This is a genomic window from Xylophilus ampelinus (assembly GCF_003217575.1).
GTDB lineage: Bacteria > Pseudomonadota > Gammaproteobacteria > Burkholderiales > Burkholderiaceae_C > Xylophilus > Xylophilus ampelinus.
In genome coordinates this window covers 24,675-50,630 of record NZ_QJTC01000013.1, presented here as the reverse complement: position 1 = coordinate 50,630, position 25,956 = coordinate 24,675, and the positions used below count along the sequence as shown (strand labels likewise).

Annotated in this window: 22 protein-coding genes and 1 pseudogene; 12 read left to right on the top strand and 11 right to left on the bottom strand. The window is 70.7% G+C overall.

Going from position 1 to position 25,956, the window contains the following annotated elements:
- The first annotated feature begins 8 nt into the window (after nt 1–8).
- Both minD and minE read left to right on the top strand, forming a co-directional pair.
- Complete coding sequence (gene minD, locus DFQ15_RS09940) at nt 9–821, top strand: septum site-determining protein MinD (RefSeq protein ID WP_110465836.1); 813 nt, start codon at nt 9–11, stop codon at nt 819–821.
- A gap of 5 nt (nt 822–826) precedes the next feature.
- Nucleotides 827–1,090: a cell division topological specificity factor MinE gene (gene minE / locus DFQ15_RS09935; protein ID WP_110465835.1), complete on the top strand. Its 264-nt coding sequence runs from the start codon at nt 827–829 to the stop codon at nt 1,088–1,090.
- 24 nt (nt 1,091–1,114) lie between these two features.
- Here minE and DFQ15_RS09930 read toward each other — a convergent pair whose 3' ends face one another.
- Together DFQ15_RS09930 and DFQ15_RS09925 are read right to left on the bottom strand one after the other, a co-directional pair.
- Nucleotides 1,115–1,819 (bottom strand): glutamine amidotransferase-related protein, encoded by a 705-nt coding sequence (locus DFQ15_RS09930; protein WP_110465834.1) that lies wholly within the window; start codon nt 1,817–1,819, stop codon nt 1,115–1,117.
- Between the two features lie 164 nt (nt 1,820–1,983).
- Nucleotides 1,984–2,427 carry a flavin reductase family protein gene (locus DFQ15_RS09925; protein WP_233504402.1) on the bottom strand — a complete coding sequence of 148 codons (444 nt, stop codon included), beginning with the start codon at nt 2,425–2,427 and terminating at the stop codon, nt 1,984–1,986.
- Nucleotides 2,428–2,842: 415 nt separating this feature from the next.
- Here DFQ15_RS09925 and DFQ15_RS09920 point away from each other — a divergent pair, with 415 nt between their 5' ends.
- The 4 genes from DFQ15_RS09920 (at nt 2,843) to DFQ15_RS09905 (ending at nt 10,122) form a co-directional block, all read left to right on the top strand.
- Nucleotides 2,843–5,233 carry a catalase gene (locus tag DFQ15_RS09920; protein WP_110465832.1) on the top strand — a complete coding sequence of 797 codons (2,391 nt, stop codon included), beginning with the start codon at nt 2,843–2,845 and terminating at the stop codon, nt 5,231–5,233.
- A gap of 380 nt (nt 5,234–5,613) precedes the next feature.
- Nucleotides 5,614–7,509, top strand: coding sequence for an ExeA family protein (locus DFQ15_RS09915; RefSeq protein WP_110465831.1), 1,896 nt, complete (start codon nt 5,614–5,616; stop codon nt 7,507–7,509).
- 3 nt (nt 7,510–7,512) lie between these two features.
- On the top strand, nt 7,513–8,292 hold the full coding sequence (locus DFQ15_RS09910) for a general secretion pathway protein GspB (protein ID WP_110465830.1): 780 nt from the start codon (nt 7,513–7,515) through the stop codon (nt 8,290–8,292).
- 258 nt (nt 8,293–8,550) lie between these two features.
- On the top strand, nt 8,551–10,122 hold the full coding sequence (locus DFQ15_RS09905; protein WP_110465829.1) for a methyl-accepting chemotaxis protein: 1,572 nt from the start codon (nt 8,551–8,553) through the stop codon (nt 10,120–10,122).
- A 49-nt stretch (nt 10,123–10,171) separates the two neighbouring features.
- Here the strand turns inward: DFQ15_RS09905 and DFQ15_RS09900 are convergent, their stop codons facing one another.
- A complete protein-coding gene (locus DFQ15_RS09900) occupies nt 10,172–11,095 on the bottom strand; it encodes a LysR substrate-binding domain-containing protein (protein ID WP_110465828.1) in 924 nt (307 codons plus the stop codon).
- 127 nt (nt 11,096–11,222) lie between these two features.
- On the opposite strand from DFQ15_RS09900, the gene DFQ15_RS09895 reads away from it, so the two are divergent.
- Together DFQ15_RS09895 and DFQ15_RS09890 are read left to right on the top strand one after the other, a co-directional pair.
- Entirely contained in the window at nt 11,223–12,320 is a 1,098-nt protein-coding gene (locus tag DFQ15_RS09895) for a tartrate dehydrogenase (RefSeq protein WP_110465827.1), read from the top strand.
- A gap of 79 nt (nt 12,321–12,399) precedes the next feature.
- Nucleotides 12,400–13,413, top strand: a complete 1,014-nt coding sequence (locus DFQ15_RS09890; protein WP_110465826.1) for a tripartite tricarboxylate transporter substrate binding protein — start codon at nt 12,400–12,402, stop codon at nt 13,411–13,413.
- On the opposite strand, the gene DFQ15_RS09885 is transcribed toward DFQ15_RS09890, so the two are convergent.
- A complete protein-coding gene (locus DFQ15_RS09885; RefSeq protein ID WP_110465825.1) occupies nt 13,332–13,640 on the bottom strand; it encodes a putative quorum-sensing-regulated virulence factor in 309 nt (102 codons plus the stop codon). The two genes, DFQ15_RS09890 and DFQ15_RS09885, sit on opposite strands and share 82 nt — an antisense overlap.
- Nucleotides 13,641–13,642: 2 nt before the next feature.
- Nucleotides 13,643–14,008, bottom strand: a complete 366-nt coding sequence (locus tag DFQ15_RS09880; RefSeq protein WP_110465824.1) for a translation initiation factor Sui1 — start codon at nt 14,006–14,008, stop codon at nt 13,643–13,645.
- A gap of 100 nt (nt 14,009–14,108) precedes the next feature.
- Here DFQ15_RS09880 and DFQ15_RS17835 point away from each other — a divergent pair.
- Nucleotides 14,109–14,285 (top strand): annotated as a pseudogene (locus DFQ15_RS17835) (amidohydrolase); the annotation flags it as partial.
- 91 nt (nt 14,286–14,376) lie between these two features.
- On the opposite strand, the gene DFQ15_RS09870 reads toward DFQ15_RS17835, so the two are convergent.
- From DFQ15_RS09870 to DFQ15_RS09860, 3 genes are all read right to left on the bottom strand, one after another.
- A complete protein-coding gene (locus DFQ15_RS09870) occupies nt 14,377–14,883 on the bottom strand; it encodes an RES family NAD+ phosphorylase (protein ID WP_110465823.1) in 507 nt (168 codons plus the stop codon).
- Entirely contained in the window at nt 14,880–15,443 is a 564-nt protein-coding gene (locus DFQ15_RS17830) for an antitoxin Xre/MbcA/ParS toxin-binding domain-containing protein (protein ID WP_233504398.1), read from the bottom strand. Before DFQ15_RS17830 ends, DFQ15_RS09870 begins: the two co-directional genes overlap by 4 nt.
- Nucleotides 15,444–15,581: 138 nt before the next feature.
- Complete coding sequence (locus DFQ15_RS09860; RefSeq protein ID WP_110465822.1) at nt 15,582–16,058, bottom strand: FKBP-type peptidyl-prolyl cis-trans isomerase; 477 nt, start codon at nt 16,056–16,058, stop codon at nt 15,582–15,584.
- A 165-nt stretch (nt 16,059–16,223) separates the two neighbouring features.
- Here DFQ15_RS09860 and yjjJ point away from each other — a divergent pair, with 165 nt between their 5' ends.
- Both yjjJ and DFQ15_RS09850 read left to right on the top strand, forming a co-directional pair.
- Nucleotides 16,224–17,528, top strand: a complete 1,305-nt coding sequence (gene yjjJ / locus DFQ15_RS09855) for a type II toxin-antitoxin system HipA family toxin YjjJ (protein ID WP_110465821.1) — start codon at nt 16,224–16,226, stop codon at nt 17,526–17,528.
- Nucleotides 17,529–17,817: 289 nt separating this feature from the next.
- Nucleotides 17,818–20,490: an outer membrane protein assembly factor BamB family protein gene (locus DFQ15_RS09850; RefSeq protein WP_233504396.1), complete on the top strand. Its 2,673-nt coding sequence runs from the start codon at nt 17,818–17,820 to the stop codon at nt 20,488–20,490.
- Between the two features lie 268 nt (nt 20,491–20,758).
- Here the strand turns inward: DFQ15_RS09850 and DFQ15_RS09845 are convergent, their stop codons facing one another.
- The 3 genes from DFQ15_RS09845 to DFQ15_RS09835 all read right to left on the bottom strand — a co-directional run bounded on the left by DFQ15_RS09845 (nt 20,759) and on the right by DFQ15_RS09835 (nt 24,580).
- Nucleotides 20,759–22,378, bottom strand: a complete 1,620-nt coding sequence (locus tag DFQ15_RS09845) for a methyl-accepting chemotaxis protein (protein WP_110465819.1) — start codon at nt 22,376–22,378, stop codon at nt 20,759–20,761.
- Nucleotides 22,379–22,556: 178 nt separating this feature from the next.
- Nucleotides 22,557–23,645 carry a pirin family protein gene (locus DFQ15_RS09840; protein ID WP_110465818.1) on the bottom strand — a complete coding sequence of 363 codons (1,089 nt, stop codon included), beginning with the start codon at nt 23,643–23,645 and terminating at the stop codon, nt 22,557–22,559.
- A gap of 56 nt (nt 23,646–23,701) precedes the next feature.
- Nucleotides 23,702–24,580, bottom strand: a complete 879-nt coding sequence (locus tag DFQ15_RS09835; protein WP_110465817.1) for a DODA-type extradiol aromatic ring-opening family dioxygenase — start codon at nt 24,578–24,580, stop codon at nt 23,702–23,704.
- Between the two features lie 382 nt (nt 24,581–24,962).
- On the opposite strand from DFQ15_RS09835, the gene DFQ15_RS09830 reads away from it, so the two are divergent.
- Nucleotides 24,963–25,919, top strand: coding sequence for an AEC family transporter (locus tag DFQ15_RS09830; RefSeq protein WP_110465816.1), 957 nt, complete (start codon nt 24,963–24,965; stop codon nt 25,917–25,919).
- The last annotated feature ends 37 nt before the right edge of the window (nt 25,920–25,956 follow it).

The following is a 25,956-nucleotide window of genomic DNA, read 5'->3' as shown; positions in this document are numbered from 1 at the left end:
AGCAACACATGGCCAAGATCGTCGTGGTGACTTCCGGCAAGGGCGGCGTGGGCAAGACCACGACCAGCGCCAGTTTCGCCTCCGGCCTCGCGCTGCGCGGCTTCAAGACCGCAGTGATCGACTTCGACGTCGGCCTGCGCAATCTCGACCTCATCATGGGCTGCGAGCGCCGCGTGGTGTACGACCTGATCAACGTGATCCACGGCGAAGCCAACCTGCACCAGGCGCTGATCAAGGACAAGCAGTGCGACAACCTGTTCGTGCTGGCCGCCTCGCAGACCCGCGACAAGGACGCCCTCACGCAGGACGGCGTCGAGCGGGTGCTCAAGGACCTGGGTACCCAGGGCTTCGACTACATCGTCTGCGACTCGCCCGCCGGTATCGAGACCGGCGCGCTGATGGCGATGCACTTCGCCGACGAGGCGCTGGTGGTGACCAACCCCGAGGTCTCCTCGGTGCGCGACTCCGACCGCATCCTGGGCATGCTCGGCTCCAAGACCCAGCGCGCGGTGGAAGGCAAGGAGCCGATCAAGGAGCACCTGCTGATCACCCGCTACAACCCCAACCGGGTGGAAGACGGCCACATGCTGTCGCTTCAGGACATCCAGGACATCCTGCGCATCCCGCTGATCGGGGTGATCCCCGAGTCCGAGACTGTGCTGCAGTCGTCCAACCAGGGCACGCCCGCGATCCACGCCCAGGGCACCGACGTGTCGGAAGCCTACAAGGACGTGATCAGCCGCTTCCTCGGCGAGGACCGGCCGATGCGTTTCGTCGATGCGCAGAAGCCCGGCTTCTTCAAGCGCATTTTCGGGAGGTAAGGCACATGTCCCTGCTCGGCTTCCTCATGGGGGAGAAGAAGAAAACGGCCAGCGTGGCCAAGGAGCGCCTGCAGATCATCCTGGCGCACGAACGCAGCGGCAACAGCAAGAAGCCCAGCTACCTGCCCGACCTGCAGCGCGAACTGATCGCGGTGATCTCCAAGTACGTGTCCATCAATCCCCACGACATCAAGGTCAACCTGGAGCACCAGGACAACTTCGATGTGCTCGAAGTCAAGATCGAACTGCCGGAGGCGGTCGCGAAGTAGCGCATCCGCTCCGGCTCTTTTTCGCTAGACCAGCCCGGCCAGCCAGTCGTCCAGGCACAGCACGATCTGCGCCTGCATCGTCGCCTGGTGCCGGGCCGATCCGGCGCGGATGGTGGCGATCCGCTCGGCGCGGGTGGTGGGGGTGAAGGAGGCGTCGGCCAGCCAGGCCTCGACCCCGTTGCGGGTCACCTCGGGGTGGAACTGCACTGCCAGCAGCTGGGTGCCGCGGGCGAAGGCCTGGTTCTCGCACAGGGCGCTGCGGGCCAGCCGCTCGGTGCCGGGCGGCAGGTCGAAGGTGTCCTGGTGCCAGTGCATCACCGCGGGCGCCCGCTCGGGGCCCAGGGCGCGCAGGGGAGAGGCGGCACCGGCGGCGGTCAGCTCCAGCGGGTACCAGCCGACTTCCAGCTCGGCGGCCTTGAAGACGCGGCAGCCCAGGGCGGAGGCGATCAGCTGCGCGCCGAAGCAGATGCCCAACACCGGACGGTCGGCCTCCAGCCGTTTGGCCAGCAGGGTGCGCTCGGCGGTGATGAACGGGAACAGCGCCTCGTCGTACACGCTCAGCGCCGAGCCCAGCGGCATCACCAGGTCGGCGGCCAGCGGGTCGATGGCCGTGAGGTCGGCGTGGGCGGCATCGACGGTCTCGATGTTCCAGCCGGCGTTGCGGAAGTACGGCTCCAGGCTGCCGGGGCCGTCGAGCGGCGAGTGGCGCAGGATCAGGAGGTTTTTCATGGGGCGGTCGGGGTAGGAAAGGAGGGGCGGATGGGCCGGGCAGCTTACGGGGCGCGGTCGCTCGGACGTGAAGGACGGCGCCAGACGGGTGCTATCGATTTAATAGCTGGTAGCCGGCGATCCGCGCCGGCTGGAGCCCTGTTCGGCTCTTAAGAATAGCCCGGCTACAGCGGGTGCTCGGTGAAGAACCGACCCCCGTGGTAGAGCAGCGGCGAGGCGCCGGCCCGGTGGCTGCAGGCCTCCACCTCGCCGACGAAGATCGTGTGGTCGCCCTCCGGGTAGCGGCTGCGGTTGAAGCATTCGAAGACGGCCGCCGCGCCGTCGAGCACCGGCGCGCCGCTCACCCCGTCGTGGAAGGCCACGCCGGTCCACCGCTCGGCCTTGGGCCCGGCGAAGCGCTCGGCCAGCGGCTTCTGGTCGACCGCCAGCACATGGACGGCGTAGTGCGTGCCCGCGGCCATGGCCGGCATCGACGAGGCCGACTGCCCCAGGCTCCACAGAACCAGCGGCGGCGACAGCGACACCGAGTTGAACGAGTTGGCCGTCAGCCCCACCAGCTCGCCCGCCGCGGTGCGCATGGTGACGATCGTCACGCCGGTGGCGAACATGCCCAGCGCGTTGCGGAACTCGGGCGCCGAGAAAGCGGGGTGGCGCGCCTGGCGCAAAGGGGCGGTGGAGGTCACGGCGGATATCGGCAGCGATGCGGCTGCAGGGGATGAGGGGCAAGTAGTGGCGGGGCGAAAACCCATGCAAAGGCGATTGCCTGTGCCACTGGGGCGGTGCTCGGGGACGGCCATTATGAGGGGGTCGCGGACGGCCGGAGGGCGCCGCGATTCTGCCGGTGCGCACGCGCGGTGGCGGCTTCGGACGGCCCCGCTTCGATAGCGGTTGCAAGTGCGGTGCTGTCCTGCATGCGATGGCATCTTGTCCCACAGCGACGCGGCAGGCCGGACCCTATGTTGAGAGGCTTTTCACGGCCGCGTCGATGGTCGTCTCCTGCTTCTCCACCCTGCGAAACACCCTATGAGTCCCATCAAAAAAACCCCCGACGCGTCCACCAAGGCCGCGGCCCGCAACACCGCCAGCCGTCCGGCCGAGGGCGGCAACCCGGGCGACGATCCGCTAGCGCAGCAGGCCGCCGACACGCAGGCCCTCGTCGCCTCGATGCCCTACAACAAGACCGCGCTGGTCGACAACGGACGCGACTATGCCGTCGCACCGCCGCAGGGCGAGACCTCGGAGCCGGCCAACGCGGCCGTCACCGCCAGCACGCTGAGCGAAGCCAACCCCACCGCCAAGACCGGCAGCGGCGCGGCCCCCGGCACCAACGCTCTGGCCGGCTCGCTCGACCGGGTGCGGGTCGACGGCGGCGGCCAGGTGCTCACCACCAACCAGGGCGTGCCGATCGGCGACAACCAGAATTCGCTCAAGGCCGGCCTGCGCGGCCCGACCCTGCTGGAGGACTACATCCTCCGCGAGAAGATCACCAACTTCGACCACGAGCGCATCCCCGAGCGCATCGTGCACGCCCGCGGCTCCGCTGCCCACGGCTACTTCGAAGCCTACGAGGCGCTGACCGACCTGACCCGCGCCGCACCCTTCCAGGAGAAGGGCAAGGTCACCCCGGTGTTCGTGCGCTTCTCCACCGTGGCCGGCGAGCGCGGCTCGGTCGACACCGCGCGCGACGTACGCGGCTTCGCCGTCAAGTTCTACACCGACCAGGGCAACTGGGATCTGGTGGGCAACAACATCCCGGTGTTCTTCATCCAGGATTCGATGAAGTTCCCCGACCTGGTCCACGCGGTCAAGCCCGAGCCGCACCACGGCATGCCGCAGGCCGCCAGCGCGCACGACACTTTCTGGGACTTCATCTCGCTGAGTCCCGAATCCACCCACATGATGCTGTGGGCGATGAGCGACCGCGGCCTGCCGCGCAGCTTCCGGATGATGGAAGGTTTCGGCATCCACAGCTTCCGTCTGGTGAACGCCCAGGGCCAGAGCAAGTTCGTCAAGTTCCACTGGAAGCCGTTGCTCGGCACCCATTCGCTGGTCTGGGACGAATCGGCCAAGATCCAGGGCGCCGACAACGACTTCCACCGCCGCGACCTGTGGGAATCGATCGAGGCCGGCGAATATCCCGAGTGGGAACTGGGTCTGCAGGTCTTCACCGCCGAAGAAGCGCAGGACTGGAGCTTCGACTTCCTCGACTCGACCAAGCTGATCCCCGAAGAGTTGGTGCCGGTGCACATCGTGGGCCGCATGGTGCTCGACCGCAACCCCGACAACTTCTTCGCCGAGACCGAGCAGGTGGCCTTCTGCACCGCCCACGTCATCCCGGGCATCGACTTCAGCAACGACCCACTGCTGGCCGGCCGGATCCACTCGTACAAGGACACGCAGATCACCCGGCTGGGCGGCGCCAACTTTCACGAGATTCCGATCAACGCGCCGGTCGTGCCGGTCTACAACAACCAGCGTGACGGCATCAAGCGCCAGGCCCTGCACCGCGGCCGGGTGGCGTACGAGCCCAACTCGCTGGCGGGCGGCTCGCCCTACCAGGCCGGTGCCGCCGGCTTCGTGTCCTTTCCCGAAACGCTGGAGGGCGACAAGGTGCGCGGCAAGCCCGAGAAGTTCGCCGAACACTACCAGCAGGCCACCCTGTTCTGGAACAGCCAGACCGATTGGGAGAAGGCCCACATCGTCGGCGGGTTCCGCTTCGAGCTGTCGAAGCTCACCGTGCCCGCGATCCGCGAGCGCATGCTCTCCGGCCTGGTCAACGTGGCACCCGAGCTGGCCCGGCGCGTGGCCGACGGCCTGGGCATGCCGGTGCCCGCCGCCATGCCCAAGGCGATCCACACGCCGATCCCCGCCGAGGTGCTCATGTCGGCTGCCCTCTCGCTCACCGGCCACCCCGGCGAGGGGGGCATCCGCACCCGCAAGATCGCGCTGCTGGCCGCCGACGGCGTCGACGGCAAGCCGATCGCCGCCCTGCAGGCCGCGCTGCTCGACGCCGGTGCCGTGCCGCGCATCGTGGCGCCGCGCCTGGGCACGGTGAAGTGCGCCGACGGCACCACGCTCGAGGCCGACGCATCGCTCGAGAACACGCCGCCGGTGCTGTTCGACGCTGTGGTGCTGCCCGACGGAAAGGCCGGCGTCGACCTGCTGGCCCGCGTCGGCAACACCGCCGAGTTCGTCGTCAACACCTACCGCCACTGCAAGACGCTGCTGGTGCTGGGTGCCGCGAAGGCCCTGACCGACAAGGCGGGCATCCTGCCCGAGTTGCCATCGGGCGAGACCGACCCCGGCGTGCTGTTCGCCGACGGTGCCGACGCCAGGAAGGTCGCGGCGGCTTTCATCGCCGCCGTCGCGCAGCACCGCCACATGGCGCGCGACCAGGATCCGCCGCTGGTGTGAGCGAAGAAAGGCGTGCAGACGCCCGCATCGAGCGAGCGCGCAAGGCCGCCCCCTGACCGAATGATTGGTGGCTTTGTTGCCCGCGCGCATGCGCAGCCGACATGGCAGGGCCTTGCGGGCGTGATACCGCCCGTGCGGTACGCCGAGTGAGTTGCCGAGTCGAAAGTGCCCGCGGCCGGCGTGCGACGACGGCCGGTAGCTATTAAGAGCGGCTAACACAACCCAGCGAAGCGGTTCTGGCTAGGCGCCGCATCGCAGACAGTACGAGTAGTACGACAAGGTGCGGCAACGACGCCAGAAGGGTTGTGTTAGCCGCTCTAAAAATAGCATCAAACCCTGCCGGCTGCGCTGCCGCACGCTGCCGGTATCCTCTAGGCGATATGTACGCCTCTTTCTTCGGCCTGCGGCAGGATCCGTTCTCGATCGCGCCCGACCCGCGCTACCTCTACATGAGCGAGCGCCACCGCGAGGCGCTGGCCCACCTGCTCTACGGCGTGGGCAGCGGCGGCGGCTTCGTGCTGCTGACCGGGGAGATCGGCACCGGCAAGACGACGGTCTGCCGCTGTTTCCTGGAGCAGATCCCCGCCACCTGCAACGTCGCCTACATCTTCAACCCGAAGCTCACCGTGGGCGAACTGCTGCAGTCGGTCTGCAGCGAGTTCGGCATCGCCACCCGGCCGGCCGGGCCGGGCGGCGAGACGGTCAAGGACTACATCGACCCGCTCAACGTCTACCTGCTGGCGGCGCACGCCCAGGGCCGCAGCAGCGTGCTGATCATCGACGAGGCGCAGAACCTCTCGGCCGACGTGCTGGAGCAGTTGCGGCTCCTGACCAACCTGGAGACCAACGAGCGCAAGCTGCTGCAGATCGTGCTGATCGGCCAGCCCGAGCTGCGCGGCATGCTGGCCCGGCCGGCGCTGGAGCAGCTGGCGCAGCGGGTGATCGCCCGCTACCACCTGGACGCGCTGACGCCGGTGGAGACGCAACACTACATCGCCCACCGACTGGGCGTGGCGGGCCTGCAGGGACCGATGCCGTTCGACCGCGGGGCGCTGCGCCGCATCCACGCCGCCGCGCGGGGCGTGCCGCGGCGCATCAACCTGCTCTGCGACCGCGCGCTGCTGGGCGGATACGCCACCGGCGCCCGGGTGGTGACCGCGCGGATCGTCGACAAGGCGGCGCGCGAGGTGTTCTTCCAGCCCACCGGCCGCACCCCCGCCGCGCCGCGGCCGGCCGCGGTTCCGGCCGCTGCTCCGGCCGCCGGCGCACCCGCGGCACCACGGGCGCCGGCCGCTGCGCGCTCCGCGCTGGCCGGCCCGGCGGTGGTGGCGGCCGTGGTGCTGCTGTGCGTCGGCATCGCAGGAGGCTGGTACCTGGCGCGGCGCACGCCGGTGGCCGGGGCGGTGGCAGGCGCCGGCACGGCGGTTGTGCCTGGAGCCGGTTCCGCCGTTGCGGCCACCGGCTCCGCGGCACAGGGTGGCGCCACGTCTGGCGCCAAAGTCGGTTTGGGCACGCCGGCATCGGCCGTGCCGGCGTCGCCCCTGTCGGCTGCGACCGGCGTGGCCGCCACCGCGTCCGCACCGTCGGCGGCCGACACCGGTACGGCCGGCAATGGATCGACGGCGGCGACCAGCGCGGCGGCGGCCGACGGTGCCTCTTTCGACCTGCGCGCCGCACTGCCCGGCCTGCCCCGCGACGAAGACGCCGCGCTGCGGGCGCTGGCCGCCGGCTGGGGCGTGCCGGCCGACGGCCTGGCCGCCGGGGCCGCCTGCCCGGCGCTGGCGCGCGAGGGCCTGCCGTGCTTTCGCAGCAGCCGCACCGGCCTGAACCTGGTGCGCCAGATCGACCGGCCGGGCCTGCTGACCCTGGTGGGCGACGACGGCCGCACGTCGGTCGTACCGCTCGCCGGGCTGGATGCGCAGCATGCCACCCTGGTGGTGGACGGCGCGCCGCGCCGCGTTCCGCTGGCCGAATTGGCCCGCTGGTGGCGCGGCGACTTCACCACGCTGTGGCGCATTCCGCCCGGTGCCACGCCCGCGCAGGCCGAGGCCGCCACCGGCCCGGCCGGGGCCTGGCTCGACGCGCAACTGACCGCCCTGCAGCCGGACGGCGCGGCGGCGAACGACGATGTACCGGCCGCCGAGCGGCGCGCGCGCATCTACCGCTTCCAGCTGGCACAGGGCCTGAAGCCCGACGGCGTGGCCGGCCCGCTCACCTTCATGCTGCTCAACCGCGCCGCCGGCGTGGCCGAGCCGCGCCTGACCCCCGGAACCTGACGCATGTCCTACATCCTCGACGCCCTGCGGCGCGCCGACGCGGAACGCGGTCGCGGTGCCGTCCCCGGGCTGCACACGCCCGCGGCTTCCACCCCGCCGACCGAGGGCGGTTCCGGCGCCGGCCCACGGACCGCCGCGACGGTGGTGGCGCTCGCCGCCGGCGCGGCGGTGCTGGCCGCCGGCGGCTGGCTGTGGCTGCGCGACGATGCGCCGCGCGGCGGTGTGGGGCCCGCGACGCCGGTGGCGTCCGCCCCTGCGGGCATCGCTCCGGCGCCCGCTGCGCCTGCCGCTTCCGCGTCGCTGTCGGCTGCTGCAGAGGTTTACGCGCCGTCGGTCACGGCGCCGCGCGCGTCGGCCGCGGTGCCGGTCGCCGGCTCTCCGCCCGGGGCGGGCGTAGCACCGGCACCGGCACCGGCACCGGCACCCACGGCCGCACGAGCCTCGGCCCCCGCCCCGTCTGCCACCGCGACACCCGCGCCCGGCAGCCGCGAACGGACCGTCGCACAGGTCCTGGCCCCCGCCGTCGCCCCGACATCGGCCCCGGCACCCGTCCCCCGCGTCCCCGCCCTGGCCGAGCTGCCCGAATCGGTGCGGCGCCAGCTGCCGCCGCTGGCGGTCAGCGGCGCCACCTATTCGAGCAATCCGCGCTACCGCATGGTGATCGTCAACGGCCAGGTGCTGAGCGAGGGCGATCCGGCCGGGGCGGACGTGGTGCTGGAGCGGATCGAGCCCAGGGCGGCGGTGCTGCGGTTCCGGGGCCAGCCGTTCTCGGTGCCGTATTGAGCCGTGCGACCCAGGGTGCAGGTGCTCTGCAACCGGCGGAACGCGCGATTCGGATCTGGTTTTTGCTATTAAAGTTATAGCTGAAAGTCGGCGTCGATCGCCGGCTACCGGCCCCTTTTGTGCTGTAAAGAGGGAAAGCGCCCGTACGTCGCCGCTGTCCGACGTGCCGCTCTTGCGCGCCGAGAAAGACTTTATTAAAAAAACGCATCAGATCAGGCCATCGGTGCCGATATAGAGTCACCACTACCGGATCTAGTCATGCGAATTCAAGACCTCAACATCGGTGTCCGCCTTGCCCTGGGCTTTGGCGCACTTATCCTCCTGACCGCCGCCATTCTTGCCGTCGGGGTGTTGCGTCTGCGGGCCGTGGCTCAGGAATCGGCCGAGATGATGGCGTTGCCGCTGGCCAAGGAGCGCGTGGTGTCGGACTGGTACAGCGCTATTCAGGCCAGCGTGCAGCGGGTCACGGCCGTCGCCAAAACCAGCGACATGTCGCTGGGTACGTTCTTCGCCGAAGAGATGACCCAGGCCACGCGCAACTCCAACGAGCAGCAGAAGAGGGTAGAGGCATTGCTGCAGTCGCCCACCGAGAAAGCGCTGTTTGCCGCATTGGTGAAGAACCGCATGGCCTACATCGCCACGCGCGACGCCATCAGCAAGAAAAAGCTCGAAGGCCAGACGGACGAGGCCAATCGCATCTTCACGGCCGAGTACCAGCCGGCCGCTGTCGGGTACCTGAAGGGCTTGCGCGCACTACTGGACGAACAACGCGCCGCGATCGACGCGGCCGCTGTGAGCGTGCGCCATGGCTACGAGCGCGGCCTGGCGCAGATGCTGGTGCTGGGCGCCGTCGCGCTGCTGGTGGCGGCGGTGCTGGCCTTCATGATCACCCGCAGCATCACCCGGCCGCTGGGCCGGGCCCTGACGGTGGCGCAGACGGTGGCCGCGGGCGACCTCACCTCCGATGTCGGCGCCACCGGCCGCGACGAGACCGGTCGGCTGCTGCGGGCCCTCGACGTGATGGGCCAGCGGCTGCGCGAGACGGTCGGCCAGGTGCGTCACGGCGCCGACGGCATCGCCACCGCGTCGAGCCAGATCGCCAGCGGCAACCTCGACCTCTCCACCCGCACCGAGGAACAGGCCAGCGCCCTGCAGCAGACGGCCGCGTCGATGGAGCAGATGACCGCCACCGTGCGCCAGAACGCCGACAACGCCCGCCAGGCCAACCAGCTGGCGCAGTCCACCTCCGACCTGGCGACGCGCGGCGGCGTGGTGGTCGGCAACGTGGTCTCGACCATGGCCGAGATCCACACTGCCTCGCGCAAGATCGTCGACATCATCTCGGTGATCGACGGCATCGCGTTCCAGACCAACATCCTGGCGCTGAACGCCGCGGTGGAGGCGGCGCGCGCCGGCGAGCAGGGTCGCGGCTTCGCGGTGGTGGCCGGCGAGGTGCGTACCCTGGCCCAGCGCAGCGCCTCGGCCGCGCACGAGATCAAGGGGTTGATCGACGACTCGGTGCAGCGCGTCGATGCCGGCAACCGGCTGGTGGAAGAGGCCGGCGGCGTGATCCGCGAGGTGGTGCAGGGCGTGCGCCGGGTGACCGACATCGTCGGCGAGATCACCTCGGCCAGCCAGGAGCAGACCACCGGTCTGGAGCAGGTCAACCAGGCGATCACGCAGATGGACCAGGTCACGCAGCAGAACGCCGCGCTGGTGGAGGAGGCCGCGGCCGCCACCGGCTCGCTCGAATCGCAGGCGGCGCAGCTGGTGGCCGCGGTGGCGGTGTTCCGGCTGCGGCACGAAGGCGCGCCGCGGCTCGCGGCCTGAGGCGCACAGGACGCGTGGCCGCAGTGCCGAGGCGCCGGCATCCGCGTCCTCACGCCCCCGGCTGCTTTTTCGCCAGCGCCGCCGCCAGGAAATCGATGAACACCCGCACCCGCGTCGACATCTGGTGGCGGTGCGGGTACACCGCGTAGATGTCGGCGTCGGGCGTGCGGTACTGCGGCAGCACCTCCACCAGCCGGCCGGCCTGCAGGTGGTGGGCTACGTCCCATTCGGCCCGCAGCAGGATGCCGTGGCCTTCGAGTGCCCACAGCACCGCGATCGCCCCGTCGTTGGTGCTGAGCGTGCCGCGGGTCCTGACCGCCTCGGCGGTGCTGGCGGCGGCCCGGCCCAGGGCCAGCCGCCACACGCCGTAGGCCTCGTCGCCCTGCCGGATGCCGATGCAGGCATGGCGCACCAGGTCGTGCGGTACCTTGGGCACGCCGGCCCGCGCCAGGTAGGCGGGCGATGCGCAGAGCAGACGACGGTTCGACGCGATCCGCCGCGCCACCACCCGTGCCTCGGGCGGCGCGCCGAAGCGCACGCAGACGTCGAAGGCGTCGTCGGTCAGCGCGGGCGGGTTGACCGACAACTGCAGTTGCACCTCGACCTGCGGATGCCGACGCGCGAACTTCGAGATCACCGGCGCCACGTGGCTGCGGCCGAAGCCCAGCGGGGCGTTGACCCGCAGCAGCCCCTGCGGCTCGGCCTGGGTGCTGCCCAGCAGCTGGGCCAGGTCGTCGATCTCGCCGAGGATGCGCCGGGCGTACTCCAGGTACAGCTCGCCCTCCGGTGTCAGGCCCATGCGCCGGGTGCTGCGGTTGACCAGCGCCACGCCCAGCCGCGCCTCCATCGCGGCGAGCCGCTTGCTCACCGCGGGTGTCGTCACCCCGATCTCGCGGGCCGCCGCGCTCAGGCTGCCGGCACCCGCCAGGGTCGAGAAGAAGCCCAGGTCGGCAGGCTGGATCGAGGCGCTCATGGCAGCGGATTGTTGAATACAGGTTAACGATGGCTTCACTTCAGGGGCGTGTCTATCGTGCGGGACCATCCTACAGTGCAACTCTGCACCTCCGACTCTTTCCACACAGCCTCTGCAAGGATTCCGTATGAACCGCCCCTACCGCATCGCCACCATTCCCGGAGACGGGATCGGCAAGGAAGTGATACCCGCCGGCCGCCGCGTGCTGGAGGCCCTGGCCGCGTCCGAGGGCGGCGGCCTGCAGTTCGCGTTCGAGGACTTCGGCTGGGGCGGCGACTGGTTTCGCGCCCACGGCGAGATGATGCCGGCCGATGGCCTGGACGCACTGCGCGACAAGGACGCGATCCTGTTCGGCTCGGCCGGCGATCCGCACATCCCCGACCACGTCACGCTCTGGGGTCTGCGCCTGAAGATCTGCCAGGGCTTCGACCAGTACGCCAACGTGCGGCCGACCCGCATCCTGCCGGGCATCGACGGCCCGCTAAAGCGCTGCACGCCCGCCCAGCTCGACTGGGTGATCGTGCGCGAGAACTCCGAGGGCGAATACGCCGGCGTCGGCGGCCGGGTGCACCAGGGCCACCCGATCGAGGCCGCCACCGACCTGAGCATGATGACCCGCGCCGGCGTGGAGCGGATCATGCGCTTCGCGTTCCGACTCGCCCAGTCGCGTCCGCGCAAGCTGCTGACGGTGGTCACCAAGAGCAACGCACAGCGCCACGCGATGGTGATGTGGGACGAGATCGCGGTGCAGGTGTCGAAGGAGTTCCCCGACGTGACCTGGGACAAGGAGCTGGTCGACGCCTGCACCGCCCGCATGGTGAACCGGCCGGCCTCGCTCGACACCCTGGTCGCCACCAACCTGCATGCCGACATCCTGAGCGACCTGGCCGCGGCGCTGGCCGGCAGCCTGGGCATCGCGCCCACCGGCAACATCGATCCCGAGCGCCGCTACCCGAGCATGTTCGAGCCGATCCACGGCTCGGCCTTCGACATCATGGGCAAGGGCCTGGCCAACCCGGTCGGCACTTTCTGGTCGGCGGTGATGCTGCTGGAGCATCTGGGCGAGGCGGCCGCCGCGGCGCGCCTGATGCAGGCGGTGGAGCGGGTGACGGCCGACCCGGCGCTGCACACGCGCGACCTGGGCGGCAGCGCCACCACCGAGCAGGTGACGCGCGCGGTCTGCGAGCATCTGGCAGCCCGGCCCGCCGCGCTGCGCGCCGCCTGAGCCGGCGCTCCCACCGCACCGCCGCGGTCCGCGCGGCGGACGGATTTCCTGCACGACAACAACGATTCCGGAGACAAACATGCCCACCTTTCTCACTCCCGTGCCGCGGCAGGTTCGCCGCCGCACCGCCCTGCAGCGCTGCGTGTTCGCGGCCTGCCTGGCGGCGGCGGCATCTTTCGCGGTGGCGCAGGGCGCCTATCCCAGCCGCCCGATCAGCCTGATCGTTCCCTTCCCGGCGGGCGGTACCACCGACGTGCTGGCCCGCGCGCTGGCCGAGCCGCTGTCGCACGCGCTCGGTCAGCCGGTGGTGGTCGAGAGCAAGCCGGGCGCCGGCGCCACACTGGGCGCCGACTACGTGGCCAAGGCCAAGCCCGACGGCTACACGCTGCTGATGGGCGCGGTGCACCACACCATCGCCACCAGCGTCTACAAGAAGCTGCCCTACGATTTCCGGAAGGACCTGGCGCCGATCACCACGGTGGCAATGGTGCCCAACGTGCTGGTGGTCAACCCCGCGCATACGCCGGTGAAGAACGTGGCGGAGCTGGTCGCCCTGGCCAAGGCCTCGCCCACCGAGCTGTCGTACGGCTCCAACGGCAATGGCACCGCCCAGCACCTGATCGGCACCCAGTTCCAGGCCAGCACCGGCATCCGGCTGCTGCACGTGCCCTACAAGGGCAGCGGTCCGCTCGCCGTCGACCTGCTGGGCGGCCAGGTGGCGATGTCCTTCGACACGATCACCCCGGTGCTGCAGCACGTCAGGAGCGGCAAGCTGCGCGCGCTGGCGGTGACCACCGCCAAGCGCTCCTCGGTGCTGCCCGACGTGCCGACGATGGAGGAGGCCGGGCTCAAGGGGTTCGACATCGGCACATGGTTCGGCGTGCTGGCCCCGGCCGGCACCCCGCCCGAGCTGGTCGCCCGGCTCAATGCCGACATGGTGAAGATCATCCGATCGCCCGAGTTCGCGCAGCGGATGCAGGCGATCGGCGCCGAGCCGCGCGGCGACAGTCCTCAGGAGATGGCGCGCCAGATCGCCGACGAGACCGCCAAATTCGCCCGCCTGGTCAAGGAAGGCAAGGTGACGATCGAGTAGTAGTCGCCGTGCGGCCTTGCGGGGCGCAGCGGGGCCGGCAGGTCGCGCGGGCCGTTGTGGCCGAGTTCGAACATTCGCGCCGGCAGCCGGCCGATCCGGCCCGGCCGAAAGCCCTCGCGAGTGAACCAGTGCGGGTAGTGGGCCGGCAGGTTGGCGATCGGGCAGCCCCGGTGCTTGCCGACGGGTATCTCGCGGGTCGCCACCGTCTGCAGGTCTGCCGCTTTCACTGTCAGCCGCCCGCCCGCTTCGGCGCGTGGCCCTGCTTCTCCAGCGCGGCCATCACCAAGTCGCGGTGGTCGCCCTGGATCTCCAGCACGCCGTCCTTGGCGGTGCCGCCGGCGCCGCAGGCGGTGCGCAGCTGCTTGCCGAGCGCGGCCAGCGCGTCGGGTGCGAGCGGCAGGCCGCGCACCACGGTCACGCCCTTGCCGCCGCGGCCCTTGGTCTCGTAGAGCACCCGCACCTTTCCGTCGCCGCGCACGGCGGCCGCGGCCAGGGCCTTGCAGTGGCAGTCGGCGGCGGCCTGGCGGCAGACGGGGCAGGTGCGGCCGGTGTCGGTGGAGTAGACGAGGCCGCCGCGGGCGTGTGGGCTTCTCATGGTGCGAAGGGGGTGTGGGAAGGACGTATCGGATCGGGGATCCGAGATTGTCGATCCTGCGCCAGAAGGGATTTCCCCATCGCTCGAAATCCCGCCCGCCATGCACCCCACCGACGCTATTGCCGATGTCGCCCGTTTCGTCGCGCTCCGCCGCGACCTCCATGCCCACCCCGAACTCGGCTTCGAGGAACACCGCACTTCCGACATCGCCGCCGGGCTGCTGCAGGAGTGGGGCATCGCGGTGCATCGCGGCATCGCCGGCACGGACCGCGCTGGCCGGCGGCGCCCGCGCCCGGCAGACGCGGATCATCCGCATGGTGGTGCCGTTCGGCACGGGAGGCGGCTGGCGGTCTCGCCCGCGATGCGTGCTACTTCTTGCGTCTGGCCGGCGTGCCGGTGGGCAGCAGGCGCGGGTCGCAGGCGAACGTGCGGGTCCGCGCGACGGCGATCGCGGCGACGTCCGGATGTCTCGGATTGACAAGAACGTTCGATTCTTCGGGCACGATCGCCGACGGCACTTCCATCAGGACGGAGGCGGCACTGCGCAGCCAGGCGTCGCCGAGGTCGAGGGACACCCTGCCCGCCGGGAAGACGTTCCATCCCACCGGTGCGGCGTCGAGCGCAAGAATTTTCCGCGCCGCCCAGAGTTTCTCCGGAACATCCAGCCGGACCAGGACACGGTTGAGCGGGAGGTCGGCGGTATTGAAATGCACGATGGTTTCGAGGGTCGCGAGCGCGATGTTCGTCGCCGCGTAGACCACAGGCATACCGGCGCGGTTCCATCGGCCGCCCGTGGTCTCCGCACCTCTTTCGCGCATGTCGTCCGCCGTGTAGTCTGGCGTGTCGGTGGCGATCCGCCAGAGCGAAACCGTCATGCGTAAGCGCTGCTCTGCGAACGCAGGACCATGTCGGCCACGACCGCCTGGCCCTCGGCGGTATCCATCAGCTCGGCAGGGCGTTGGTGGCCCAGGGCGGGCAGCGGCTGGTCCAGCCATCTGCCGACCCAGGCCGCCGCGTCGAAGCCGTCGGGGTTTCCCGATGCCTCGACCATCGCCTGCACCTGGCCGATCAGGCGGCTGATCCCCAGGACCCGAGAGGATTCTTCGATGGACAGGGCCTGGTTCTCCTTGGCCCTGCGCCGGATGGTTTCGCGCTTGAGGCCGAGCGTGGCGAGGAGCTTGTCCCGCGACACCTTCATCCCGCCGGCCAGTCCGTCGATCACCATGGGCGCCACGCCTTGCTTCACAAGCCCGACCTGGGCAAGCGGGTCCTCCTTGAACAGGTGCATGTAATCCGCGTTGCGCAGGGTGACCGTTCGGCTTTTTTCGATCCAGATCGCGGTGCTGTTGGCGGACGGCGGCTTTGCCGCCCCGACGGACCGCATGCGCTTGGCGGGCCCGGCATTCGCATCGACCCGGGAGCCCGCGAACGCCACGGGTGCGATTCGCTTCTGCGCAGTGGCTTTGGCTCGTATGGTGGACATGGTGCGCTCCTTTGGGTTTTCATTATGACCCACTTGGGTGAACGCGGCGTGCGCACACCACCGGTCGGCCTTGCCTGTACCACGCGGTCTTCAATGGTGGTGCCCGTGCGCCCCGTGCACATGCCCGTGCGCCACTTCCTCGGCCGAGGCCGCCCGCACGCCGGTCACGGTGATGGTGAACCGCAGCGCCTTGCCGGCCAGCGGATGGTTGCCGTCGAGCAGCACCTCGGCGCCTTTGATCCTCATCACGTGGAAGACGTGCGGCGTGCCGCCGTCGGTCGTGCCTTCCAGTTGGCCGCCGACCTTCACGCCGGGCGGGAACTCGCTCTTGGGGATGGTGCGCACCAGGGATTCGTCGCGCTCGCCGAAGGCGTCGGCGGGCTGCAGGGCCAGCGTGGTGGTGTAGCCGACCTCCCGGCCTTCGAGCGCCTCCTCGATCTTCGGCAGGGTGTTCTGGTAGCCGCCGTGCAGGTAGGCGCTGGGCTCGGCGCTTTGCTCGATCAGTCTGCCCTGGGTATCGGCCACCTTGAAGCGCAGGGTGACGGCGGTGTTCTTCTCGATCTTCATGGCGGCTTTCGGGAGGGTGGTGCAAAGCACATGATTTTCGCCGAGGGGTCGCCGGCGGAGGTGACGGGCTGTAGTGGCGGGTGGGCTATCCATTCATCAGCGTTTGCAAGTCGTTGATACGCATGAAAAGTATTCGAAAATATCTATTCACTTTAATATTCCGGAATGGTTTCCGCTTCCACTGACGTCCTTCCACTGCTGCGCCGTGCCGGCGGCGTGCTCTCCAGCCCCGAGCTGCAGGCGATGCTGGGCGTGAGCCAGTCGACCGTCTCGCGCGCGCTGGCGCCGCTGCTGCAGTCCGGCGAGGTGCTGGCCGTCGGCGCCGCCCGCTCCCGGCGCTACGTGCTGCCGCGCACGCTGGCGGGCATCGGCCGCGAGATCCCGGCGATGCGGATCGACGCGCAGGGCCGGGCCTCGCCCTTCGCACGGCTGGTGCCGCTCGAAGGCGGAGCGCTCTGGGCCGACGAGGCCGACGGCCTGAGCCAGCGGCACGACGGCCTGCCCTGGTTCCTGAACGACATGCGGCCGCAGGGCTTCATGGGCCGCACCTTCGCCCATGCCCACCCCGAACTGCAACTGGGCACCGACCCGCGCCACTGGAGCGACGACGACGTGCTGCGTGCGCTGGCGCTCTTCGGCGACGACCTGCCGGGCAACCTGGTGGTGGGCGAGGCGGCGTTCCGGCGCTTCCACACGCTGCCGGCGCGCGCCGGCCGGGTGGATGCGGCCGATGCCTATCCGGCGCTGGCCGAGCGGGCGATGCAGGGAACGCATCCGGGTTCGTCGGCCGGCGGCGAGCAGCCCAAGTTCTGCACTATCGTCGGCGGCCGGCATGTGATCGTGAAGTTCTCGCCGGCGGGCGACGGCCCGGCCGACCAGCGCACTCGCGACCTGCTGGTCTGCGAGCACCTGGCGCTGCAGGTGCTGGCCGATGCCGGCCTGCCTGCGGCCCGCACCCGCATCCATACAGGGGCGGGCCGGGTGTTCTTCGAGGCCGAGCGCTTCGACCGCACCGCGCACGGCCGCATCGGCATGGTGTCGCTGCTGGTCTACGACTCGGAATACGTCGGGGAGATGGACAACTGGGCCGCCACCGCCAACCGCATGGTGGCGCGTGGCCTGCTCACCGCGGCGGACGCCGCCCACCTGCGGCTGCTGGAGGCCTACGGCATCCTGATCGCCAACACCGACCGGCACTACGGCAACATCTCGCTGCTGCTGGAGGACGACGACTGGGTGCTCTCGCCCACCTACGACATGCTGCCGATGCTCTACGCGCCGGTCGGCAACGAACTGGTCTCGCGCGACTTCGCCGCCCGCGGGCTGCAGCCTACCGCCGCCACGCTGGCCGAATGGGACCGGGCCCGCGCGCTGGCCACGGTGTTCTGGGACGCGGTGGCGGGCGACGCACGGGTGTCGGCCGGCTTCCGGCGGATCGCGGCGGACAACCTGCGGCATCTGCGGCGGTAGGCGGGAGCTTGGTCAACCGTGCTCGGTCGGCTCGGTGCCGAGGCGGCGGGCCGTCGCCGCCCGAGCCCTCGAACCGCACGCATTTCATTTTCGTATGAAAAGTGGTTCCAGCCATTGATAAACGCGGACTTCGTGCTATTAAAGTTGTAGCAAGACGTCTGACGAGTTCATCTCCGTCCGCTCTCCTACATCCGAAAGCGCCGCGAGCTTAAGCGCGTGCGCACTGCCGTCCGTCAACGTGCGGGCTCGTGCCGACCAGCCGCTGCCCCGCGCTGAACCAAGGAATCCCATGGCTCCCCACATGCCCAACCGCTCCCGTTTTCCTATCGTATTGGGGGTGTTGACGGCACTGGCCGGGGCGGTGCTGGCGGGAGCGGGGCTGTGGCTGGTGGTGCTGGGCGGCTCCTGGTATTACCTGCCGGCCGGGTTGGCGCTGTTGGCGGTGGGCGTGCTGATGTTGCGCCGCCGGCCGGCTGCGCTGGGGTTGATGGCCGCGCTGGTGGCGGCCACGCTGGCGTGGTCGCTGTGGGAGGTTGGCCTGGACTGGTGGCCGCTGGCCGCGCGCGGCGACGTGCTGTTCGTGTTGGGCGTGCTGATGCTCACGCCTTGGGCGCGGCGCGGTCTGCTGGCCGGCTCCGGCGCGGTGCCGTCGGCCAGGCGTGGCGGCGGTGCGGCGCTGGGCGCGGCGCTGGCCCTGTTCGCGGCGATCGGCGTGGCCTCGTGGTTCGTCGACAAACACGAGATCGCCGGCACGCTGCCGTCGGCAGACACCGCCGCCGCCGCGCCTGCGACCGACGGCGTGCCGCCGGGCGAATGGCATGCCTACGGCCGCACCGGCTTCGGCCAGCGCTATTCGCCGTTGGCACAGATCACGCCCGCCAACGTCGACGGCCTGGAGGTCGCCTGGCAGTACCGCACCGGCGATGTGCGCGGCCGTCCGGGCGATCCGGTCGAGACGACCTTCGAGGCCACCCCGCTCAAGGTAGGCAACCGCCTGTACTTCTGCACGCCGCACCAGTCGGTGATCGCGCTGGATGCGACCACCGGCGCCGAGTTGTGGCGCTACGACCCCAGGATCCAGGGCGAACTGGCGCTGCAGCACCTGACCTGCCGCGGCCTGTCGTACCAGGCCGCGGCCGGCATAGCGGCCTCCACCCCCGCCGCCGCCGGTACGAGCGCGGTGGCACCTGTGGTGGCCGGTGATGCGGTCGCCGGTGCGGCTGCGCCCGCACCGGTCGCGGCTCCTCCGGCTGCCGACACGGCCCCCGCCGCAGCACCGGCCGCCGTCGTCTCGCCGTCGCCTGCCGCCCCATCCGACCCGGCTCCCGCGTCGGCCACCGCCGCAGTCGCCCCGACCGAGCCCGCCGCCCGTCTCGGCCAGTCGGCCCAGCCGGTCGCCGCGGCCGACGGCGCCCGTACCGTCGCCCGGTGCCCGGCGCGGCTCTTCATGCCCACGGCCGACGGCCGGCTGATCGCGCTCGATCCGGAGACGGGGGCGGTGTGTACCGATTTCGGTCAGGGCCGTGGCCAGATCGACCTGTGGGCCCACATGCCCAACCTGAATCCCGGCAGCTACTATTCCACCTCGCCGGTGGTCCTGACGCAGAAGCTGATCGTCGTCGGCGGCACGGTGCTCGACAACGTCTCCACCCAGGAGCAGTCGGGCGTGATCCGCGGCTTCGACATCGCCACCGGTGCGCTGGTCTGGAACTGGGACTCGGGCAACCCCGAGGACACCGCGCCGATCGGCCCGGACGGGCGCTATACCGTCAACTCGCCCAACAGCTGGTCGATCTCCAGCGTGGACGAGGCCCTCGGCATGGTCTATGTGCCGCTCGGCAACCAGCCGCCCGACCAGTGGGGCGGCAAGCGCAGCCCGTCGGTGGAGAAGTATTCGTCCTCGGTCGTCGCGCTGGATCTGGCGACCGGCAAGGTACGCTGGAACTTCCAGACGGTGCATCACGACCTGTGGGACTACGACGTACCGGCCCAGCCGAGCCTGGTCGACCTGAAGGTGAACGGCGCCACGGTACCCGCGCTGGTGCAGCCCACCAAGCAGGGCGAGCTGTTCGTGCTCGACCGCCGCACCGGCACCCCGGTGCTGCCGGTCACCGAAGACCCGGCGCCGCAGGGCGCCGCCACGGGCGACCGCACGGCACCTACGCAGCCGCGCTCGGCCCTGTCGTTCGATCCTCCGCGGCTGGCCGGCAGCGACATGTGGGGCGCGACCGTGTTCGACCAACTGTACTGCCGCATCGCTTTCCACCGGCTGCGCTACGACGGCCGCTTCACCCCGCCTTCGACAGGCGGCTCGCTGATCTATCCCGGCAACTTCGGCGTCTTCAACTGGGGCGGCGTGGCGGTCGATCCGCAGCGCGGAGCCATGTTCGCCACGCCGACTTACCTGCCCTTCGTCTCGACGCTTGTGCCGCGCGCAGACGCCACCTCGCAGCTGGTGCAGGGCGGCTCGCCGCCGCAGGGCGCGCTGCCGGCCTTGAACGAGAACTTCGGCGCGCCGTTCGCCATCAGGCTGGGGCCCTTCGTCTCGCCTCTCGGCGTTCCCTGCATCGCGCCGCCGTGGGGTTACGTGGCCGGCGTCGATCTGGCGACCGGCAAGGTGGCCTGGCAGCACCGCAACGGCACGGTGCGCGACCAGGCGCCGGTGCCGTTGCCGTTCAGGATGGGCGTGCCCAATCTGGGTGGCCCGATCGCCACCGCCGGCGGCGTGGCCTTCCTCTCGGGCACGATCGACTACTTCGTGCGGGCCTACGACATGGCCGACGGCCGCCAGCTCTGGCAGCACCGGCTGCCGGCCGGCGGCCAGGCCACACCGATGACCTATACCGGCACCGACGGCCGGCAATATCTGGTGGTGGTGGCCGGCGGCCACGGCTCGCTCGGCACCAAGGTGGGCGACTACGTGATCGCTTACGCCCTGCCGGCGGCCAAGACTGCCCGGTAGCGGGGAGTGTGGGGACGGGCATCCGGCGCCGACACCGGGCGTGCTCGTCCAATGTTCCGACGGACGGCAGCCGCTGTCGCAGGGCGCGACGCCGTGGCTGGTGGAGTGCGCGCGCGCGAGCGCCTTGGGCTTGATCGTCTCTCGGGTAGTACCCAACTCCGTTCACCCGCACCAGCCCGCTGCTGCGCGACCACGAGGCCGCCCTGGCCGTGCCAGGCGTCCCGAAGAAGGGTGCGTCATTTCACGAGCGCCCACGGCGCTACGGTTTTCAGGCGGCCGGCAGCAGCACCACGCCACCCACGCCGTCCTCGTACCCGGCGGTGCCGGCACCCGTGTCGAGCTTGAAGGCGCTGACCACCGAGGCGAGCGAGGCCGCCTGGCGCCGCAGGCTGTCGGCCGCGGCAGCGCTTTCCTCGACCAGGGCAGCGTTCTGCTGCGTCATCCGGTCGAGCTGGTCGACCGCCTCGCCGATCTGGACGATGCCGCGCGACTGCTGCACCGCCGCGGTGGAGATCTCCGTGATCATCCGGTCGACCCCCTGTGCCTGCGAGACGATGCCGGCCATCGACGCGCCGGCGTCGTTCACCTCGCGCAGGCCGTCTTCCACCTTGAGCACGCTGGCCTGGATGAGGGACTTGATTTCCTTGGCCGCATCGGCCGATCGGCCCGCCAGGCTGCGCACTTCGCTGGCCACCACCGCGAAGCCGCGGCCCTGTTCGCCGGCCCGCGCCGCCTCGACCGCCGCGTTCAAGGCCAGGATGTTGGTCTGGAACGCGATGCCGTCGATCACGCCGATGATGTCGCCGATCTTCTTCGACGAATCGGCGATGCCCTGCATGCTGAGCACCGCATGGCCGACAAGTTCGCTGCCGCGGGCGGCGGCGGCGGCCGCGTCTGCTGCCAGCCGGCTCGCCTCGCCCGCCGTGTCGGCGCTGTGGCGCACCGTGGCGCCCACCTGCTCCATCGACGACGCGGTCTGCTGCAGGCTGCCGGCCTGCTCCTCGGTGCGCTGGTTGAGGTCGGCGTTGCCCATCGCGATCTGGGCCGAGCCGGTGGCGATGCTGTCGCTGCTGGCCCGCACCTGGCCGACGATGCGCGCCCAGTTGGCCTGCATCGTGCCGATGGCCGCCAGCACGCTGCCGGGCACGGCCGCGCCGGCGCCCGGCGCGGCGCTCAGGTCGCCATCGGCGAAGCGGCGTACCGCCGCACCGAGCGCGGCCGGCTCGGAGCCGAGCGCGCGGGTGATCCAGCGCGCCGTCCAGAGGCAGACCACCACCGCCGCCACGGCCACCACCAAGCCGATCAGCAGCATGCCCCAGGCGGCGGCTCCCGCATCCGCGATGGCCGCGGTCGCCAGCTGGCGGGAAGAATCCATCTGCAGGATGAGCGAATCGTCGACCGCCTTGAACAGCGGCATCTGGCGGTTGCGCATCTCGCCGATCAGCTGTTCGCGCGCCTCGGGGGCCTTGCCTTCGTAGGCCAGGGCGACCGTGCGGTCGATGGCCTGGTAGAAGGGCTGCGAGAACTCGGCCACGCTCTTGAGCAGAGCGATGGCATCCGCGTCCTGCTCGGTCGCCCGGAGCTTCGTGACGATGTCGCCATTGAGCGACTTGATGTTGACGATCTTCTTCAGCTCCGCATCCTGGAACGCGCGGTCGTCGCTGATCAGGATGTTGCGGACCTGGTGGCCCTGGGCGTTGAAGTTGTTGCGCATCTGCTGCAACTGCGCCACCTTGGCGAGCCGGTCGCTCGCGACGACATCGACGTTGCGGGCCAGCGACCGCATCGTCGACGCGGCGAAGATAAAACCGGCGAAACACAGCACCAGCGCGATACCGTAGCCCAGCCCGATGCGGGTGGACACCTTGATTTGTTTGTCTGCGACCATGGAATGGCACTCCTGTTCAACTACACAAGCACGCCATATTCACCGCGCGTTACGCATGGTAACCGTTGGCATACAGGCTGTGACCATCGAGTGGGCAGGCGTGTCGGGCCGGATGAGATCTGTTGCATCGGCCCCGCAACAGCGGGTACCGGGCTGTCGCGCGGCCCAGCCCGCGGTATCAGCGGACCGGTTCCACGGCCACCGGCCGTTCCTCGTGCCCGTCCCCATGCCGCGCGAACCGGGCGGGGTCGCGGCCGTGCACCGGCGCGGCGTCGGCGAAGGGCCAGCCGCCGAACTGGGTGCGTCGGTAGTCGTCGACCGTCTGGCGGATCTCGGCCTGGCTGTTCATCACGAACGGGCCGTGCTGCACTACCGGCTCTCCGATCGGCCGGCCCTGCAGCAGCAGGCACTCGACCTCGGTGGCACCGGTGTTGCGCAGCTCCGCCGGCACTGCAGGGTGCAGCGCGATCGCCGCGTGCGCACCGATGGCCTGGCCGCCGACGGCCACGCCGTCGCCCTTGAAGAAATAGAGCCGGCGGTTGGTATCGACTTCGGCCGCGGCGGGCAGCGTCCAGCGGGCGCCGGGCGCCATGCGGACCGTCCAGATGGCGACGTCGGCATCGGCCTGGGCGGCCCAGGAATCGGGCGGCGGGGCCAGCGGCACCAGCGCATCGGTGGGCGTGGAGGCAGCATCCTCAACCGGCGCCAGCCGGCCGGCGATCACCGCCACCTCGGTGCGGCGGCCCGCGTCGTCGGCGAACACCCGGCGTGGAATCGCGTGCGACCACAGCATCGTGAAATGCGCCGGCGACATCTTGCTGCGCGCCGGCAGGTTCAGCCAGATCTGGAACAGCTCCAGCGGGTTGGGCCGCGCGGCGTCGAGCAGCGGGAACATCTCGGCATGCACCACGCCCGCGCCGGCGGTGAGCCACTGCACGTCGCCCTGGCCGAAGCGTGCCGTCGCGCCCAGCGAATCCGAATGGTCGACCAGGCCCTTGCGCACGATGGTCACCGTCTCGAAGCCGCGGTGCGGGTGCGCAGGAAAGCCCGGCACCGTCTCGCCGTGGTACATGCTCCAGCCGTCCTTGCGGCTGAAGTCCTGGCCGATGTCGCGGCCGGCCAGCGAGGCGGCGGGGCCCATCCGCGGCGTGGCCTGCGGATAGGCGTCGTCGTGGTAGACGCAGAACAGGAACGGGTCGGCCGTCTCCCACGGAAAGCCGAGCGGCTTCACGGCGAGGACGGGATGGGCGGGGGTGTCGTGGGGCATGGCGATGGATCCGAAGTCGGTGCGTGCGGGTGCGGCGGAGGTGTCGGCCGCGCGGGTCAGGCGGCGGCCAGCGCCGGGGCGGTCGCCGTGGCCGCGCCCGCATCGCCCGGCGCGGCGCCGAAGCGAAAGCTCGACACCGACAGCCCGCCCATGAACGCGTCCTCGTGGTAGACCCGCACCGCAGGCTCCTGCTCGGCCGCGCCCAGCGCCACCATCAGAGGCACCAAGTGGTCTTCCTGCGGATGGGCGATGCGGGCGGCGGGGGCGGCGTCCCAGTGCAGCAGGTGCGCGCTGCGGGCGGCCGGGTCGGTCTGCACCAGCGTCCGCTCCAGCCAGTCGTCGAACGCACGCGACACGTCGCGCGCCTGCGGGCCGAAATGCCGCAGGTTGTGGTAGCTCAGGCCGCTGCCCACGATCAGCACGTTCTGGTCGCGCAGCGGCGCCAGCGCCCGGCCCAGCGCCAGGTGCTCGGCCGGGTCGTAGTGGCTGCGGATCGAGAGCTGCAGCACCGGCACGTCGGCCGCTGGAAACGCGACGGCCAGCGGCGAGAAGGTGCCGTGGTCGAAGCCGCGCCGGTGGTCCAGCCCCACCGGCAGGCCGGCGGCGGCGACCAGGTCCCGCACCTGCTCGGCCAGCGCCGGCGCACCCGGCGCCGGGTACTGCACCTCGTAGGTGTGCGGCGGGAACCCGCCGTAGTCGTAGAGCATCGGCGGCCGGGCCGATGCCATCACCGCATAGGCCGCATCGGTCTCCCAGTGGCCCGACACCACCAGCACCGCCGCGGGCGTGCGACCCAGCTGCCGCGGCATGTCCTGCAGCGACGCGGCCAGCAGGTCGTAGGTGCCGCCCATCCGGTCGAGCATCCACGGCCACGGCCCACCGCCGTGGGAGATGAAGTAGGTGGGCAGGCGGCTGTCGGGTGCGGAATGCGTCATGTCGGGTCCTCGTCTGCGCTGGGGGTGCAGGGAAGATTGCGACTCTAGGGGCTTATGGCAAGGGCTGCCGGCGTGGAGGCATGCGGACTTATATGGCCACCGGATAAGCAGCCGCGTTTTCATCGCTTCCCGCGTCCTCGCCGCCCGCCTAAAGTCCACCTGCACCCGCTGCGAAGGCGGACTGTCCCGGCTCCCAGGCGCCGGGACGGCGAACCTGGAAGGGGGTGGCGGGCGCATCGCTACCGTGGGGGCCGGCGGTGCATCCGTGGATTGTTTTGGGGTGTCTCTCTTCATGGCCTGCCTTGGTGCAGGCCGTTTTTTTGCCTGTCGTCGGCGGCACGTCGGACAGGCCGGTCGGGCTGCCCGCTGCGAGAATCGGACAGTGCTCGCCATCCTCGCCGTCAACTTTCCGTTCTTCGCGCTGATCTTCTGCGGCTGGCTGGCGACGCGGCGCGGCCTGCTGCCGCTGGCGGCGATCCCGGGGCTGAACGGCTTCGTGCTGTTCTTCGCGCTGCCCTGCATGCTCTATCGCTTCGGCGCGCGCACGCCGATCCACCAGCTGCTCGACCTGCGGGTGGCGGCCGTCTACCTGGCCTGCGCGGTCGCGATGGTGGCGCTGGTGATGGCGATGTCGCGGCGCGCGGGCGTCGGCTGGAACGATGCGGCCTTCGGCGCGCTGGTGGCGGCGTTCCCCAACACCGGCTTCATGGGCGTGCCGCTGCTGGCGGCGCTGCTCGGGCCCGCGGCGGCCGGCCCGGTGATCCAGACGATGGCGATCGACATGGTGCTGACCACCTCGCTCTGCGTGGCGCTGTCGCGCTTGGACGGTGCGGGCGCTTCAGGTGCACTAGAGGCGCTGCGGCGTGCGTTGCGCGGCATGGCGACCAACCCGATGCCGTGGTCGATCGCGCTCGGCATCGGGGCCTCGGCCGCGGGATTCGTGGTGCCGCGGCCGCTGGAGCAGACGGTGGCGTTGCTGTCGGATGCGGCGTCGCCGGTGGCGCTGTTCACCATCGGGGCGGTGCTGGCCCGCGCGGGCATGGACGGTGCGGCGGGCCCTGCGCCGTGGCGCGGCGCGGTGCTGCTGGCGCTGGCCAAGCTGCTGCTGCATCCGGCGCTGGTGCTGTGCGCCGGTGCGGTGGCGGCGGCACTCGGCGCGCCGCTCGAGCCGCTGGCGCTGACGGCGCTGGTGCTGGTGGCGGCACTGCCCAGCGCCAGCAACGTGTCGATGCTGGCCGAGCGCTTCGGCGCGCACAACGGGCGGATCGCGCGGGTGATCCTGGTGTCGACGGTGCTGGCGTTCCTGAGCTTCTCGGCGGCGGTGGCATGGCGGGTTTAAAGAGCGAAAAAGGGCTGTAGCCGGCGTACTGTACCGG